This window comes from Hymenobacter mellowenesis (assembly GCF_030581005.1).
Taxonomy (GTDB): domain Bacteria; phylum Bacteroidota; class Bacteroidia; order Cytophagales; family Hymenobacteraceae; genus Hymenobacter; species Hymenobacter mellowenesis.
Genome location: NZ_JAUQSX010000011.1, coordinates 201,492 through 217,443 on the forward strand (window position 1 = coordinate 201,492; position 15,952 = coordinate 217,443).

Below are 15,952 nucleotides of genomic sequence, written 5' to 3' on the forward strand. Positions count from 1 at the left end.
TCCCCAGCACATTATCATAGGATAAGAAACGCGGGCGGTGGGGCCTAAAAACAAAATGCCAACCCAGGGGCTGGCGCTTCACAGTAAGCAAGCAGAATTAGCCCCCCAAGCATTCGTCTAAGGGCCGGAGAAGCATCGGACCAAGGTTGCGCTACAACCGCCGCCGCGCCCGACAGCAACTGCTTTCGGTAGCGGCCTTCCCCAGCCGGCGGGCCACTAGCACTATCCTCGCAAAGTGCAGCATAATCCTAGCAATCAAGTGAATTAGCGCAACCGGCTGGCCGGAAGCACGGTTACTCCAGCGACCTGCTACTCCGGCTGGCCCGTTTTCATTTCTTCCTTATCCCCTCCAAACCCATGGGTATTTCCCTCGAACAGGCGCAAACTGCCGTGCAAGCTGCCCACCAAAAAGCGCTCGAAATAAACGTTAAGATGAACATCGCCATCGTCGATGCCGGCGCCAACCTCGTAGCCTTCGCCCGCATGGACGACGCCTGGCTCGGCTCGCTCGACATCTCGATTAAGAAGGCCAAGACGGCCCGCTTCTTCGACATGCCCACGGGGGCTATCGGCGGCCTTTCGCAGCCGGGCGGCCCGCTCTTCAATATTGAGGTGTCGAACGGCGGCCTCATCACCTTCCCCGGGGGCCTGCCCATTAAGGACGGCAGTGGTAAAGTCATCGGTGCCATCGGGGTATCGGGCGACTCGGTCGAAAACGACCACACCGTCGCCGAAGCGGGCTTGAACGCCGTGGCCGGCAAATAAGCAGCGCTTGCGAGCACCACGTACTTTTTAGCGTGACGCATTGGGCCCGGCTGGCTGGGCCCGATGCTTTTTTCTTCCTAACTCTAAAACACCCCCATTATGGCTAGCAACAGAGGCGTTGTTTACCTAGGCCCCGGCAAAGTCGAGGTGCAAAGCATTGATTTTCCCGAACTGAAAAACCCCAAGGGCAAGAAGATTGTCCACGGCGTGATTCTAAAAGTGGTGTCCACCAACATCTGTGGCTCCGACCAGCACATGGTGCGCGGGCGCACCACCGCCCCCGCCGGCCTAGTGCTGGGCCACGAAATCACGGGCGAAGTCATCGAAATAGGGGCTGACGTGGAGTTCCTCAAGGTGGGCGACCTCGTATCGGTGCCCTTCAACGTGGCCTGCGGCCGCTGCCGCACCTGCAAGGAGCAGCAAACCGGCATCTGCCTGACCGTGAACGAGGGCCGCGCGGGTGGCGCCTACGGCTACGTGGACATGGGCGGCTGGGTCGGCGGCCAGGCTGAATACGTCATGGTGCCCTACGCCGATTTCAACCTGCTCAAGTTCCCAAACAAAGACCAGGCGATGGAGAAAATCCGCGACCTGACCATGCTGAGCGATATTTTTCCGACCGGTTTCCACGGGGCCGTGAAGGCGGGTGTGGGCCCCGGCACGACGGTGTACGTAGCCGGGGCGGGCCCCGTGGGCCTGGCCGCCGCTGCTTCGGCGCAACTGTTGGGGGCCGCGGTGGTGATAGTAGGCGACATGAACAAGGCGCGCCTGGCGCACGCCCGCTCCTTCGGCTGCGAAACGGTGGACCTGAACGAGGACGCCAGCCTGGCCGACCAGATTACCCAGATTCTGGGCGTACCCGAAATCGACTGCTCCATCGACTGCGTGGGCTTTGAAGCCAGCGGCCACGGCTCGCAGGCCAAAGTAGAGGTGCCTGCCGCGGTGCTCAACTCGCTCATGGAAATTACCCGCGCAGGCGGCTCCATCGGCATTCCCGGCCTGTACGTCACCGACGACCCCGGCGCTACGGATAAAGCGGCCAAAACCGGTAACCTGAGCATCCGCTTCGGCCTGGGCTGGGCCAAGAGCCATTCCTTCCACACCGGCCAGACGCCCGTGATGAGCTACAACCGCCAGCTCATGCAGGCTATTCTGTACGATAAAATTCAGATTGCCAAGGCCGTCAACGTGGAAATCATCAGTCTCGACGACGCGCCAAAAGGCTACGCGGAATTTGACAAAGGCGTGGCCCGCAAGTTTGTGATTAACCCCCACAACCTGATTCCGAGCGCCAAGCCGAAAGCTAAAAGAGAAACGGCTGCCGTCTAGGTAGCCCCGTCCCCGCCGCTTGCAGCCGGACTGCCCGTAGGGGTGGTCCGGCTGTTTTGGTGATGCGAAATTGGGGGCTTGCCCAATGCTGGCAATCGGGGGCAGTGTCCTCGCAAAGAACATTTTTGGCCAGTTGACAGGTTGTTAGGGCAACTGCTGTTGAGTTAGCTTCACCGTAGCCGCTGGTACCGGCTTTCTTTTTCCGCCTTTTTCCGCTCCGTTCCCTTGCTACCTTCCGCTCACCGACCCCCACGAGCTGACCACGCTCATCGACCACCGTCGGGTGCAGACGCTGGAGAAGTATGAGCTGAGTATTCTCGAAACGCTGGCCCCCGGCGACCAGGTGGCGCAGTCCTTCAGCGACTTGGTGCTTACCAATATGCTGCGCGGCAAGAAGGTGATGCACCTGTGCGACCAGCAGGCGTTCAGTTACCTACCCGGCCACACCATGGTGGTGCCCCCGAACCTGAAGATGCTGATTGATTTCCCCGAGGCCTCGGACGCAACCCCGACCCAGTGCGTGGCCCTGGCCATCGACCAGTTGCAGGTCATCGACACGGTCAACTACCTCAACGAGTTCTACCCGCGCACCGAGGGCGAAAAGTGGCACTTCGGCCTCAGCCAGCACGCTTTTTACAACAACGAGGACATCACGGCCCTCATTTACAAGCTGGTCCGCATTGGCTTCGACGCCTCGCAGAACAAGGATATGCTGGCCGACTTCGCGGTGAAGGAGCTATTGCTGCGCCTCATGCAGCTGCAGCGCCTGCACCTGACCGAGCACAACACGGCCGTGCTGGCCACCTCCAACCGCTTTGCCCACACGCTGCACTACATTAAGGAGCACATCGCCGAGAAAATCAGCGTCGAAAAGCTGAGCGCGCAGGCCTGCATGAGCCAGGCCAATTTCTTCCGCGCCTTCAAACAGGAGTTTGGCTTGTCGCCCATCGACTACATCATCAAGGCCCGGATGCGGCTGGCCAAGCGCTGCCTGCAAAACCCCGCGCTTAGCATCACCGAGATTTGCTTCAAGGCTGGCTTCAGCAATTTGGCGTACTTCACCCGCATGTTCCGGCAGCTGGAGCACATGACGCCCACCGAGTACCGGGCGCTCTGCCAGGGGCAGGCGTGATATTAGCCGGGCCAGAAAGAGCAGGCGCAACAAGCTTGGTCCCCAATCATTGGGGAGCTATAGCTGCCGCCGCACCCGGCTCAGCGACTCGGGCGTAATCCCCAGGTAAGAAGCAATGATGTGCTGCGGCACCCGCTGCACAATGGTGGGGTACTTGCGCTGAAAATGCTGGTACTTATCCGCCGCCGTTTGGCTCAGGGCCGCATTCACGCGCTCCTGCAGCACCACGTAGCGGCTCTGCATCAGCAGCCGGAAGTAGCGCTCGAACACCGGACACTGGGCGTAGATGGTTTCCAGGTCGGCCTGGTCCAGCAGCAGCAGCAGCGAATCTTCCAGCGCGTCAATGCTCATGGTGCTGGGCTGCCGCGTGAGCAGGCTGTAGAGGTCCGATATCCACCAGTCTTCGGGCGCAAATTGCAGCGTGTGCTCGTGCCCTTCCGCCGTGAGCGAGTAGCTGCGCAGGCAGCCCTGGGTTACGAAAGCGTAGTAGTTACACACCTCGCCGGCCTGGAGCAAGTGCTGGCGCTTGCGCAAGGCCAGCGGGCGCAGGTAGCTACAGAATGTGGCAAAATCGGCGTCGTTCAGCGGCACGCGCACTTGCAGGTGGGCCCGCAGCAGTTCATAAGCGGCACTAAGGTCGGGTGGGGAAGGAATTACAGTCACGGTCCTTGTATCTTGGCTGAATTGGCGGACGGGCGCAGCGTAATTAACGACGGCCGCTATTTGCTATTCTCCACCGTATCACAAAGAAAACACCCTTGCTTCCCCAAACCACTCGTTCGCTCCTGAGAGGTGCGTTGCTGTCTTTTACCTTCAGTGCCGCCGTGGCTCAGCCCGCCCAGACTCCTTTGAAGCTGTGGTACAAGCAACCCGCCACCAACTGGAACGAGGCGCTACCCATCGGCAACGGGCGCCTGGGCGCAATGGTATTCGGCGGGCCGGCCCAGGAGCGGCTGCAGCTCAACGAAAGCACCATCTGGGCTGGCGGGCCGAACAACAACGTCAAGCCCGACGCCCTGCCTGTCATCCGTCAGTTGAGGCAGCAGTTGCTGAGCGGCCAAGAGGTAGAAGCGCAGCAGCTGGCGAATGAAAAAATGCAGCCCTACGGCAACAGCGGCATGCCCTACCAGCTGGCCGCCAACCTCTACCTCGACTTCCCCGGCCACGAGAAGGCCACCAACTATTACCGCGACCTAGACATCGGCCGGGCCGTGGCCACGGTCAGCTATCAGCTCGATGGGGTGACCTACCGCCGCGAGGTGTTCAGTTCCCTGCCCGACCAAGTGCTCATCGTACGACTAACCGCCAGCAAGCCCGGTCGCCTCAGTTTTAACCTCAGCGAAAACACCCTGGTGAAGTACAGCCTGCGGGCCGAAAACGGGCAGTTGGTGCTCGATGGCAGCGGCAGTGAGCACGAAGGCCAGGAGGGCAAAATTCGCTTCCAGACACGCGTGCAGCCGTTGGTGGAAGGCGGCACGGTGCAGGCCGATGCCCAGGGCATTCGGGTGCAGCATGCCACCAGCGCCACGCTCTACGTTTCCATCGCCACCAATTTTGTCAATTACCACGACGTGAGCGGCAATGCTGCCGAGCGGGCCACCGCCTACCTCCGGCAGGCCGTCGGCCGTAAATATGAGTCGGCGCTCAAAAACCACGTAGCAGCTTACCAGCGCTACTTCAACCGGGTGAGCTTAACCCTAGGCGTGACCGATGCCGCCCAACAGCCCATGGACGTGCGCCTGGAGAACTTCTCCAAAGGCCAGGACCCGGCGCTGGCGGCCCTGTACTTTCAGTACGGCCGCTACCTGCTGATTTCCAGTTCACAGCCAGGCGGCCAGCCAGCCAACCTGCAGGGCATTTGGAACGACAAGCTGAAAGGACCCTGGGACAGCAAGTACACGGTGAACATCAACACCGAAATGAACTACTGGCCGGCCGAAGTAACCAACCTGAGCGAGCTGCACGAGCCCTTGTTTTCCATGCTCAAAGACCTGAGCGTAACCGGCCAGCAGAGTGCCCGGCAGATGTACGGCGCGCGAGGCTGGGTGCTGCACCACAACACCGACCTCTGGCGCATCACCGGGCAGGTCGATGCCTACAACTACGGCCTCTGGCCCATGGGCGGGGCCTGGCTCTCGCAGCACCTCTGGGACCATTACCAATTCACCGGCGACCAGCAGTTCCTGCGCGAGTATTACCCCGTGCTGAAGGGCGCGGCCACCTACTACGTCGATGCCCTGCAGGAAGAGCCGACCCATAAGTGGCTGGTCGTGGCCCCGTCAATGTCGCCGGAAAACTCCTACCAGATTGACGGGAAGAAAATTGCCATTGTAGCCGGTACCACCATGGACAACCAGCTGGTCACGGACCTGTTCTCGAAAACCATCCGGGCCGCCGAGCTGCTGGGAACCGATAAACCGTTTGCCGACACGCTCCGCACCCTACGCGAGCGGCTGGCCCCCATGCAGATTGGCCAGTACGGGCAATTGCAGGAATGGCTGCAGGACAAAGACGACCCGACCAGCACCCACCGCCACATCTCGCACCTCTACGGGTTGTTTCCCAGCGGGCAGATTTCGCCCTACCGCACGCCCGAGCTGTACGAGGCCGCCCGCGTGACCCTGACCCAGCGCGGGGATGTGTCCACGGGCTGGTCGATGGGCTGGAAGGTAAATTTCTGGGCCCGCATGCTCGACGGCAACCACGCCTACAAACTCCTCACCAACCAGCTGCGCCTGCTGCCCGGCACCACGGTCAACATGAGCGAAGCCAGCGGCGGGGGCACCTACCCCAACCTGCTCGACGCCCACCCGCCCTTCCAGATTGACGGCAATTTCGGCTGCACCGCGGGCCTTGCCGAGCTGTTCGTGCAGAGCTACGACGGCGCCATCGATGTCCTGCCGGCCCTGCCCGACGCCTGGCCTACTGGCGAAGTAAAGGGCCTGGTAGCGCGGGGCGGCTACGTGGTGGACGTCGCCTGGGACAAAGGCAAGGTGACGCGCTTGCACATTACCTCCCGCCTGGGCGGCAACTGCCGGGTACGCGTGCACAGCCCCCTGAAAGCCACTGGCAACCTAGTGTTTACAGTTGCTAAGGGCAACAACCAGAACCCGCTGTACCAGACGTTCCTTGTGAAAACCCCGCTAATATCCGCCAAAACGACGGCTGCAAAAGCCAGCTTGCCGTCTTCAGCGGTGTATGACTTTCCGACAAAAGCGGGCAAGGAATACCTGCTCCAAGCGCCCTGACATGGAGCTGCCTGCTCAGCCGGTGCGCGCGTTTAGCGCGTGTATGCATCAATATACTCGTAGCGGTTGGCTGAATCTTCCATCCCGGTGGTTATTTCCAGGCGGCTGGCAGTCAGTTCGGTGATAGTGGACGTCAGGGAGGCACTTGTCGTCACGGTAAGGAGAGTTCCGCTCACGCTGTAGGTACCGGTGCTTTGCACAACGCCATTAAAAGCCGATTGGTAGCTTCCGTTGGTGCCGTAGGTGACGGTGATGCTGCCCGGCGTCACGGGCTGGACGGACGTAGTCACGGCACCTCCGTTTTTGGGCGTGACAACATGGCGTCGAGCTGCAATCGACCACGTGCCCTGCAAGGAAACGGGAGGCGTCGGCGCCGGGTCGTCGGAAGCAGTGGAACAAGCCCCCACCGACAAACTGGCTGCTAATAAGATAGGTAGAATCTTTTTCATGCTGGTAATTTACGCCATCTTATCAACAGACCTCGTGCGATATGGCAGTTTTGCTGGATTATTAGCCTAGGCTATAAGGCGCAAGCACGCGTCTTTACCCACCTCAGTTCGATGCTGGTAATCACATAAAGAACCTCTGTTATTCGTTCCTCGCCTTCCGTGCTCTCGTGCAATCGCTTCGAGTCGGGAGACAGTTTATCCCCCGACGAGTTGGCCTTTATCCGCGACCAGAGTCTGTTTGCTAAAGGGGAAATCATACAGCGGTTTTCTTCGAATTTCACCCGCCGAAAGGCTGGCAGCTTCTTTACGGACAAACGAATAATCCGGCCCTAAAAACAAGCCCCTGCCAGAACTGGCAGGGGCTGTTGCATGATAAAAAACGGACGAATTTGGCAGTAAAGAACCTACTTGTGGACTCGCCGCTGACGCAGGCGGCGCAGGCCATAGGCCACGCCTCCGGCTAAGAGCAGGCTCGCTCCGCCATCGAGCGGCACGTCGGTGGGGGCTTGCGGGGTTTGCGGCGCGGGGCCGCCCGAGCTGGGTTGGGCATGGACCACCAGTGTGCCCAGACTCATCAAAAAACAAAACAAAACGAGAAGACGCATGAGCATAAGGAAGAAATGGTGAGGCCCGGCCCCGCGGGCAGGAGCAGGGCCAGCCACCAACGGTGGCTGGCCGGCAAGCTTCCGGGCGGTTTGCAGAATAGTTGCCTTTACTCAATAACCAGCTTCTTCACCACCGTGCCCGCTTCCGAAACGAGGCGCAAGGAGTAGAGGCCCGGCGCAACGCTGGGCAGCGTGAAAGCGTGGCTGCTCAGGCTGGCGGGCAGCACCTGCTGGCGCACCGTCCGACCCAGCGCGTCAACCAGTGCGGCCGTTACCGGCTGGCGGCTCATGCCTGCCGGCAGCTCCACCGTCACCTGGGTTTTGGCGGGGTTGGGGTACACGGCCACTTGCTGGGCCAGGGCGGCCGGGGCCGCTGCCAGCACCTGCTGTTGCGAGAAGACCAGCTCGAAACGGGTCGTGTTGAGCGCGGCGGCGTTGGCCACGGTAAACGAGTAGCTCGGCTGCTGGCGCAGGTCGGTGAGGGTACCCAGCTGCAGGTCGCGCAGGTACACGTGCACGGCGTTCAGGTTCAGCAGCTGGCCGACGGCGAGCGTGTAGCGGCCCGCCGCGGGAACGCCAATAGCCAGCGGCACCACGCGCGGATTCGTGTCGAGCTCGGCCTGGCCGTTGATGCTGAACTGGAGCCCGGTCTGGGTAGTCGAAAGGTTGAGGCCCGTGGGATTGGGAAGCTTTTCGGCATCATAAGCAGCATCGAAGCCAGTGGTAGCGCCCCGCTCGAAGTAAACGGTGGCTTCATCCAGCAAGGAACTGCCGGCTCCTTGCAGGGTAAGCTGCACCAGCGGGCGGGTTTCTGCCGTAGTGCGCTGGAACGTGGTGCCGGAGGCATCGGTCAGGCGCTGGCTGCTGCGCAAGACCAGCGAGCCGGACGTTTGACCAGCCGACACGCGCATGAAGAATGCCTGGCCAACGGGCAGTATCGGGTTGCCGATGCCGTTGACGTAGGTGCGGTATTGGCCCGCGTATTGACTGGTGCTGCTGTACACGTAGATGGCGTTTTCCAGGTTGCCCCGGTCGCCGCCGCTCACCAGCGAATAGTTGATAGGCGCGGGGAAAGGGTTGCCCAGCAGTTGCCAGCCCCCGTCGGTATAGGTAGTGCGGGTGCTAGTCAGGGGCATGAAAAAATCGCCGTTGTTGAGCGGGCCCTGAAAATTTACGACTTCGCCCGCTCCGATGTTGACGGTATAGCCCCGGCCCACGGTCAGCGCATCGCTCAGCGCGGAAGGCGAGAACCAGCCTTTATCGAAGCTGCTCATGTTATTGGTCAGGCTAAGCCGGCTGTTGTCGTACCCGTAAACCGTGGGGAAGGGCTGCACCGTGTTTGGCGCGGCAGCCGAATTGTAGGCGGGGTTCACCACCGGGGTGAAGCCCGTGGTAGCCAGGCTGGCCACGGTCGTGCCGCTTACCGGTGTGCTGTAGTGGCGGTAGCCCAGGCCCGGGTTCAGGCTCGGGTCAACGGCGCGCTGCACCGTGACCGGTCCAACTACCCCGCCGCCGCTGTTCACCACCAGCGCATCATTAGCCACCCCGCCGCTCACGCTGGAAAGCAGGGTCAGGGTCTGCCCCGTGCTAGTCAGGTTGCCCGTCAGGGTCAGCATGCGCTGCACGCTGGTTGCCGTGCCCAACACCGCCCCGGCCGAGCCGACGGTCAGGTTGTAGAAGGCCACCGGGTTACTGCCGCCCAGCGTCTGGGAAGCATCGCCGACGAGTGCCACGGTACCCCCGTTGGGGGCGAAGGTGCCCTGATTGGTCAGGTTACCGACCAGGTTAAGCGTGCCCGCAGTTTGTCTGAGGGTCGCGCCGGGGGCGATGGTCAGGCTGAAAGCGCTGGCCGTGCCGCTGGCAATGGTGGGGTAGGCGGGGCTGCCGCCGGCAATGACAACATCCGTTCCAGCGGTGGGAACCCCTCCGGTCCAGTTGCCGGCTGCGAACCAGTCGGTGCCGGCTGCGCCCGTCCAGGTTGTGAGCGGCCGGGTAACGCTGAATGCGGTAGCCGAAGTGACGGTGCCACCGGGCGTCGTCACGGCCACCGGGCCCGTGCTGGCACCTGCCGGCACGCTGACCGTGAGCTGGGTAGCGGAGTTCACCACGAAGCCGGGGGCCGCGGTGCCGTTGAAGGTCACGGCCGTAGCGCCGGTCAGGTTGATGCCCGTAATGACGACGCTCGTGCCCACCGTCCCACTGGCCGGCGTGAAGCTAAGACTGCTCGGAGCAGGGGCCAGCACGATTTGGGCCGTGGCTGTGCAGCCGCTGAGCGGGGCCGTTACCAGCACAGTGTACGTGCCCGGTGCCACACCCGTCAGGTCCTCGGTGGTGGCCGTGAAGCCGTTGGGACCAGTCCACTGGTACGTATAGTTAGCCGTACCGCCGCCCTGCGCCATCAGGTTAATGGCACCGTTAGCGGAGCCGCTGGTAGCCGGGCTGGTCAGGCGGTAGGTCAGGTTCATGTTGCAGGGTAGGGTGGTGCCGCGCACGTAGCCCTTGAGCCACACTAGGGCGGGGCGTTCGGCCCCGTTGGCGTAGGCAATCTGCGAGTTGGCATCGGTGCCGGGCAGGTAGCCAAACAGCGATACGCCTTTCACACCGGGATGCTCCCAGAACAAGGGAAACAGGCGCTGGTACTCGGCCAGCTGCGTGGCGTCGTCGTTGGTGGTGCCGTCGCCGTGAATATCCAGCTCGGTGATGTACACCGGCAGGCCCGTCGACGCAAACAAAGTCAGGCTGTTGCTCAGCGTGGCGTTCGACGCCGTCTGGGTGGAGAAGGAGTGCGCCTGCACCCCCACGGCATCAATTAGATTTTCGCGCTGCAGCAGCTGCACAATGCTGAAGTAGCGGGCGGCGTTAGCGGCCGAGTTTTCCACGCTGTAGTCGTTGAGCATCAGGCGGGCATTGGGAAAATACTGGCGCGCCAACCGGAAGGAGGTCAGCACCCAATCGTAGCCCGTCACGCCGTTGCCGCCGAGGGCGTTGATGTAGTTGCCGCCGCCGTTGCCCGGCGAGGACGGTGGGTCGTGGGTCGGCTCGTTCACCACTTCCAGAAAGTCAATGTCGGGGTAGCGCAACGCCACCAACGAAAACCATTCCTCAATCTCGGCACGCTGGTCGGCCGGGGAAAGGGTTTCCATCCAGGTGGGCTGCTGGTTGCCCCATATCAGCACGTGCATGCGGAAAGGGAAGCCGTTGGTTTTGGCCAGCTGGTAGGCGGCGTCCAGGCTGGTCCAGTTCATCACGTTGCGGGTCGCTTCCACGCTGCCCCACTTGCCCACGTTGCTCGGCACCACCTGGTTCCAGTAGGCGGTGAAGTTGTTCAGCTGGGCCGGGCTCCAGATGCCACCCAGGAATTTCGATTTGCCCGTGGCCAAAGGCGGCCCCGTGGGCGTGTAGGGCTGCGGCGGCGGGGTCGAGGAGCCCGCCTGGCCGTTATCGAGGTTGGTGACCGTGTAGTACTGGGTGGTAGGAGCGAAGGCAAACTTGTCAAACTGCAGGCCGTCTTCACGGGCCCCGATTTGAAAGGTCTGCGTGAGTCCCCCTGCCGGTACCACAAACGTGATGGGCGCTTCGCTGCCCGTGCCGGTCAGGCTGAACTTCGAAAGGTTAATCCACTTCCACACCGAGTTGCCAGCCGTGCCCGCGCCCAGCACCACGTCACTGGCAACGGTGTAACTAGAGGCGCTCAGGCCGTTCACGGTCATCCAGTCGTTGTCGTTGGTGGGCGATTTGGTGCCGAAGCCGTTACCGTAGTAAAAGCTGTCGTCGTTGAAGCCCCCCGAGCCCACGCGGATGCGGGCGTACAAATCGTAGGTATCCGCCGCCGGAAACGTGACCGAGTAGGTGATGACCCGAGCCGCCGTCCCTGGATTCTGGGCGTTGATGGTCGGCGTGGTCTTGATGGTTATGAAGTTGACCCCGGCCGTGGCGTCGGTGCCGGTAAGCCAGTCGGCCCCCGCTACGCCCGCTTCGGCCTGTTGGGTAACGGCTACAGTCTGAGCATTCGCCAGCAGGCTGCTCAGGCCGAGCCCAAGCCCGAAAAATAAGTGTTTAAAGTGTTTCATACGCTAAATGGTTGAGTGGGATTTTTGAGAGGTAATAGCAGTGGAAGTTGTAGCGGCCAGCCGTTTTAGCCTGGTCAGTACTGTGGGTCGGCAACTCCGGCAGGCGGAAGGGAGAAGCGGTATATCGGCCGAATGACTGACAGCCGGCCTGCGACTAGTGCGGGGTCCTTTGCTGGTAATGGTGCTTATGAGAAAAGTTCAAATAAGTATCGGTCATTAACTCAGGTCAAATGGCTGCTCAAGTGCAGTGTCTACAGCCTGATTTGGCGGTTCTCTAACTAAATTAGAGCAGCATCACGCAGATGCAATAGGAAAAAACGTGTCAAATGTGAAAATTTGGGCGGTTTTCTATCGTAATCGTTTGCGCAATCGATTACGATAGAAAACTGTCTAATTGTTTTTTCGCTAATTAGTTAATTGCGCTTGTAAAATGAGTGAGCACTCACCATAGAAGTTAAAGCTCTTTGCAAAACACCATTTATTGTTTTTGCAATATTTGATTCATGCTCATTGGACAGGCTTGCTTGCACGCTGCGCTGCTATGATGCAGCATTAAGTGCAGTACAAAGGCCGAAACTTGACATAGTGCCGCTTAAAGACATACGTTTAAACGCTTAGCCACTGTGAATGGCTTCGGAGCCAGCAGTAGCCGTCGCCTGTGGCATTTTGAAAACAGACCTTCCCGCCAATGCATAAAGTCAGATTTTCCATTGCTGTTTAAACACTGATTCTATGCTGCCCTGCTAAAAGCAGGAACACAAAAAAGGGCAGCCCAAGCTATGATGTGTTTGTTCCACCGCCCCGTTCTGGCCCGTGTAGCAGTGCATCAGCGCCGAGATTGTAATGAAAGGACTTACAGTTAGTTAAACTAAAGCAGCCAGTAGTCGGATGGTCATTTTCTGATTTAGAGAAAACGACCATCCTACCACCGGCTGCTTTGGTTTAACTGGCTATTCAACAGCTGTTCCTCTGGGGGCTGGCCGGGCTTGCGTGGCAGCCCGCTCCGCTGGCTATTGCTTCAGTAGTTTGCAGGTGCTGGTTTGGCCTTGCTGGTTGCTAATCCGCAGTAGGTACAGCCCCGTGCTCAAGGCGGCAGCGTCAAACGCCTCGGTGGGGCCGCTGATGGTGCGCGAATAAAGCAGCTGGCCGGTGCTGGAGTAAAGGGCCAGTTGGTCGCCCGACTTCCAGGCACTGCCCAACTCTACGCGCAGGCGACCGGTAGCAGGGTTGGGCACGGCCACGATGGCGCGGTCGGCACTTGGCGTGGCTGCGGATATCGCGGCAAGTGCCGTGCCCGTCGCCAGGCGGATGTTGTCGAAGTACACCGGGCTGGCGCCGGCGGCGGTGGCCCGCCACTCGATGCTGTTGGAGCCGCTGCTCAGCACAATGGTGCGGGTGTCGGTGGCCCAGGTGGCGGGGCTGCCGGTGGGCGCGAAAGTAGGGGTTGCCACCAGCGTACCGTTGACGTACAGCGCAATCGTGTTAACGCTGGCACTGCCACTAAGCAGGTAGCGGGTTTGCAGCGTGTAGGTGCCGGCGGGCAGCACCAGATTGTTCTTGCGCAGCGCGGCCGCCGCGTTGGTGCCAAAGTTGACGTAGCCCTGGCCCTGGTAGTCGCGCAAGGTGCCGGAAAAGCCATTGGTAACGAGGCTGCCCAGGCTCTTATAGTCCAGTACCTCGGCCTCGTACTGCCAGGGACCGGCGTAGGTGGCGGGCTGGGCCGGGGGCGTGATGGTGGCCGCGGTGAACGCGGTGAGGCGGCCGGAGTTGGTACCGGCGCAGTTCAGGGTGATGTCGAGGGGGCCGTTGTGCTGCACGGTGAGCGTGTACACGCCGCCCACCCAGGTTGCCGATAGTACGCTGGCCTGGTGCGTGCCGCGCTCGACGAAGGAGTAGGTGGGCTGGGCGGTGCTGCCATACACGCGGATAATGTTCGTTTTCAGGCCGGTGCGCAGCAGATTGTCGTAGTTGTTAAGGTATAGCTGCACCTGGTTGGCCGTTTCCTTCACCACGCCGGCCGAGTATTGCGACAGCTCAAATCCCAGGCTGTCGCACGTGTTGTATTTCAGCCCGATGCGGCCGGTGGCTACCTGGCGACCGGGGGCTATCTGCCGGGTTTTGTAGGGGTTATACACTACCCAGCCGTTCTCGTGGCGTCCGGCGTAGATGTCGCCCCGCGACTCGGCCGGAAACAAGGCGTCCAGCTCGGCCCGCTTGGCCGCCACGGTGGGCCAGCGCGTGGCGTAAGCCGATTTGTTGATTCGGATATTGAACGCGCTGGCCGCCGCCGCTGAGAGCTGGTACACGGTTGGGATGGCCGGGTAGCGGCCCGTGCTCTTGTAGAAGCTTTTGTTGGTTTGGTACTGCCCGTCGCCGGGCATCAGGTACAGGCCATCGAACAAGGTAGCCGGGGAGCTGTACTTGTCGTCGTTGTTCCCCGTGGTCACGTCGTTGATGATGGCCACTTTGGTGCGAGCAATCACCTCCTGTCGGGTCGGGATGCGCACGGTGCCATCGAGCACCTTCCGAAAGAGGTCGAGCGATACGTTGTACCACTGCGGAACATTGGTCCACGTCCGCGCCGAATAGCCGTTCGATACGGCGGTGGCGCTGACCTCCCGCGTTTGGTCAACGAAAATAAGCTCGGGGCCGTCGACGACGGTTTGGCCGGTGAGCATGATATGCTCCAGGTTGGGGGCCAGCCCCGTCGCGGGCACGTACGTGGCGCTCTGGGTCGTGTTCGAGCCCGTGCTGTCGGTCCATCCCGTGCGGTCATAGCGAATGCCGTAGTTGCCGCTATACCCTGAGAGGTAGGCCCCTAAGCTGGTGCTCTCCTTATCAAACTGGTACGATACCGTCGTGTATTTCTCGCACAGGATAAAGTTGGCCGCGTATTGCTGAGCGGCGGCGGCCATGGCTGGCACCCGCTTGAGCATGGCTATCGGGTTGTACAAGTTGCTAAACTGGTTGCCGCACCAGCTCACCGTCAGGTAGCCGCCGTACTGGTTGCTCAGGGCCAGCAGGTTGGCTAAGTTCTCCATTCGACCCGTCCACGACTGCGAGAGCGGGTTGGTGGCATCGTCGAAGCCCCAGAACGGTTCCGCGTAGTTAAACCCCAAAAAGTTGGGGTAGCGGCGGAAGAACTGCCGGTATACCGTCGTGTCGGTATTGGAAAAATGGGCATAGCCGCCGCTGGAGCACTGTACCATGGCCCACATGTTGTTTTGGGCACACACCGTCAGCCAGGAGTTGGCTACGGAACCCCCGTATTCGGCTATGTTAAAGCGGCTGACGCCATCGTTGCTGATGGACAGCGACAGATTCAGCACCACATAGGGGCGCACGTCGGTCGGTATCAGGTCGATTATCTTCTGGGGGTCGGCGTAGTTCCGCGTATCCACGTGCACCAGCCACATGGGTTGGGAGGGGGAGATGGGACGGCGCAGGGGCGTCTGCGCCGCCGCGTGCCCGCACCACGCCCACATTACCAGCAGCCAGCCCGCCAGCTTAATCTTCTTGCCCGAAAGTAAATTTTGTAACTTCATGTCATACAGTTTTTTAATTTGAAAATGTGAGCCCCGAAATCACCTTAGGGACTAACCAGGCCCGTAGCTATTGCGCTGGCAGGAAGTGGGTAAGGCCCCCTGCCAAATCTGCTCCCTGCGCAAATGCACTTAGGAACTGTCTCGGTAGTGTGGCGGCCGTCGCCAGTTGAACATAAACCGTTTACCTGCGGCGTGCGCATAGCTTTTCTGGTTTTCAGCAGAGCGCCAAGGGTGGAATGAGTAGATTGGCTGGCTTAGTAAGCAGAGCCCTGACCAAGTGCATTTTTTCGGAGCCAGCTGTACTTCATCGCTACCTCGTCCATGATGAATGACCGCATTGAGGGGCGACGTCGGGCAGGGAGAAGGATTTATCTGCGAACGTGCTGCTCCTTTCCGGCGGGGGCAGTTGCACCCGTTCCGGTTGGCAAAGGCTTGCCCGTCTTGCAGCGGCCGCAACAGCGCAGACACCCCGTAAAGCACCCCCACACTGAACTGGCTGGCCACCACCAAATTCTTGTCCTGCGAAGAAAAGCGAAATCCCTCCCGGCCCTTCAACCTCCCGGTAACGTTTGCGGGAGATTCTGCCAAAAGGAGAATGCCGGGGTGAGTCTCGACAGCAACTGTTTTTACCAGCACGTTGTTGCGGACCGCAGCCATACATTGCAGGGCGACACGGTGTTGCGCCCGCTGGCTGGCAACGGCAACCTGGGCGAATTTGAGCCCCAGGCGGTAGCCCTGGTCAGCCCGGCTGGGGGCGGCAGTAGCTGCCAGCAGCACCAGCAGCAGGAACACGTTGGGTAGCAACATGA

The 15,952-nt window shown here is 60.8% G+C and carries 10 protein-coding genes; 4 read left to right on the plus strand and 6 right to left on the minus strand.

The features are described from left to right. Positions 1–357: 357 nt before the first annotated feature. From Q5H92_RS19840 to Q5H92_RS19850, 3 genes are all read left to right on the plus strand, one after another. Positions 358–765: a GlcG/HbpS family heme-binding protein gene (locus Q5H92_RS19840; protein ID WP_305013298.1), complete on the plus strand. Its 408-nt coding sequence runs from the start codon at positions 358–360 to the stop codon at positions 763–765. Positions 766–864: 99 nt separating this feature from the next. Further along, positions 865–2,094, plus strand: coding sequence for a formaldehyde dehydrogenase, glutathione-independent (gene fdhA / locus Q5H92_RS19845; protein WP_305013299.1), 1,230 nt, complete (start codon positions 865–867; stop codon positions 2,092–2,094). A gap of 283 nt (positions 2,095–2,377) precedes the next feature. Further along, complete coding sequence (locus Q5H92_RS19850) at positions 2,378–3,226, plus strand: AraC family transcriptional regulator (protein ID WP_305013300.1); 849 nt, start codon at positions 2,378–2,380, stop codon at positions 3,224–3,226. 57 nt (positions 3,227–3,283) lie between these two features. On the opposite strand, the gene Q5H92_RS19855 is transcribed toward Q5H92_RS19850, so the two are convergent. Next, the gene (locus Q5H92_RS19855; RefSeq protein ID WP_305013301.1) at positions 3,284–3,889 is read right to left on the minus strand and encodes a Crp/Fnr family transcriptional regulator; all 606 of its coding nucleotides are present in this window, start codon (positions 3,887–3,889) and stop codon (positions 3,284–3,286) included. A 134-nt stretch (positions 3,890–4,023) separates the two neighbouring features. On the opposite strand from Q5H92_RS19855, the gene Q5H92_RS19860 reads away from it, so the two are divergent. Next, positions 4,024–6,474 (plus strand): glycoside hydrolase family 95 protein, encoded by a 2,451-nt coding sequence (locus Q5H92_RS19860; protein ID WP_305013302.1) that lies wholly within the window; start codon positions 4,024–4,026, stop codon positions 6,472–6,474. Positions 6,475–6,506: 32 nt separating this feature from the next. On the opposite strand, the gene Q5H92_RS19865 is transcribed toward Q5H92_RS19860, so the two are convergent. The 5 genes from Q5H92_RS19865 to Q5H92_RS19885 all read right to left on the minus strand — a co-directional run bounded on the left by Q5H92_RS19865 (position 6,507) and on the right by Q5H92_RS19885 (position 15,950). Continuing rightward, entirely contained in the window at positions 6,507–6,764 is a 258-nt protein-coding gene (locus tag Q5H92_RS19865; RefSeq protein WP_305013303.1) for a lipocalin family protein, read from the minus strand. A gap of 563 nt (positions 6,765–7,327) precedes the next feature. Next, positions 7,328–7,528, minus strand: coding sequence for a PID-CTERM protein-sorting domain-containing protein (locus Q5H92_RS19870; protein WP_305013304.1), 201 nt, complete (start codon positions 7,526–7,528; stop codon positions 7,328–7,330). Between the two features lie 107 nt (positions 7,529–7,635). After that, a complete protein-coding gene (locus Q5H92_RS19875) occupies positions 7,636–11,598 on the minus strand; it encodes an endo-1,4-beta-xylanase (protein WP_305013305.1) in 3,963 nt (1,320 codons plus the stop codon). A gap of 1,010 nt (positions 11,599–12,608) precedes the next feature. Then, positions 12,609–15,143, minus strand: a complete 2,535-nt coding sequence (locus Q5H92_RS19880; RefSeq protein ID WP_305013306.1) for a glycoside hydrolase family 98 domain-containing protein — start codon at positions 15,141–15,143, stop codon at positions 12,609–12,611. A gap of 129 nt (positions 15,144–15,272) precedes the next feature. Continuing rightward, a complete protein-coding gene (locus Q5H92_RS19885; RefSeq protein ID WP_305013307.1) occupies positions 15,273–15,950 on the minus strand; it encodes a hypothetical protein in 678 nt (225 codons plus the stop codon). Between the last annotated feature and the right edge of the window lie 2 nt (positions 15,951–15,952).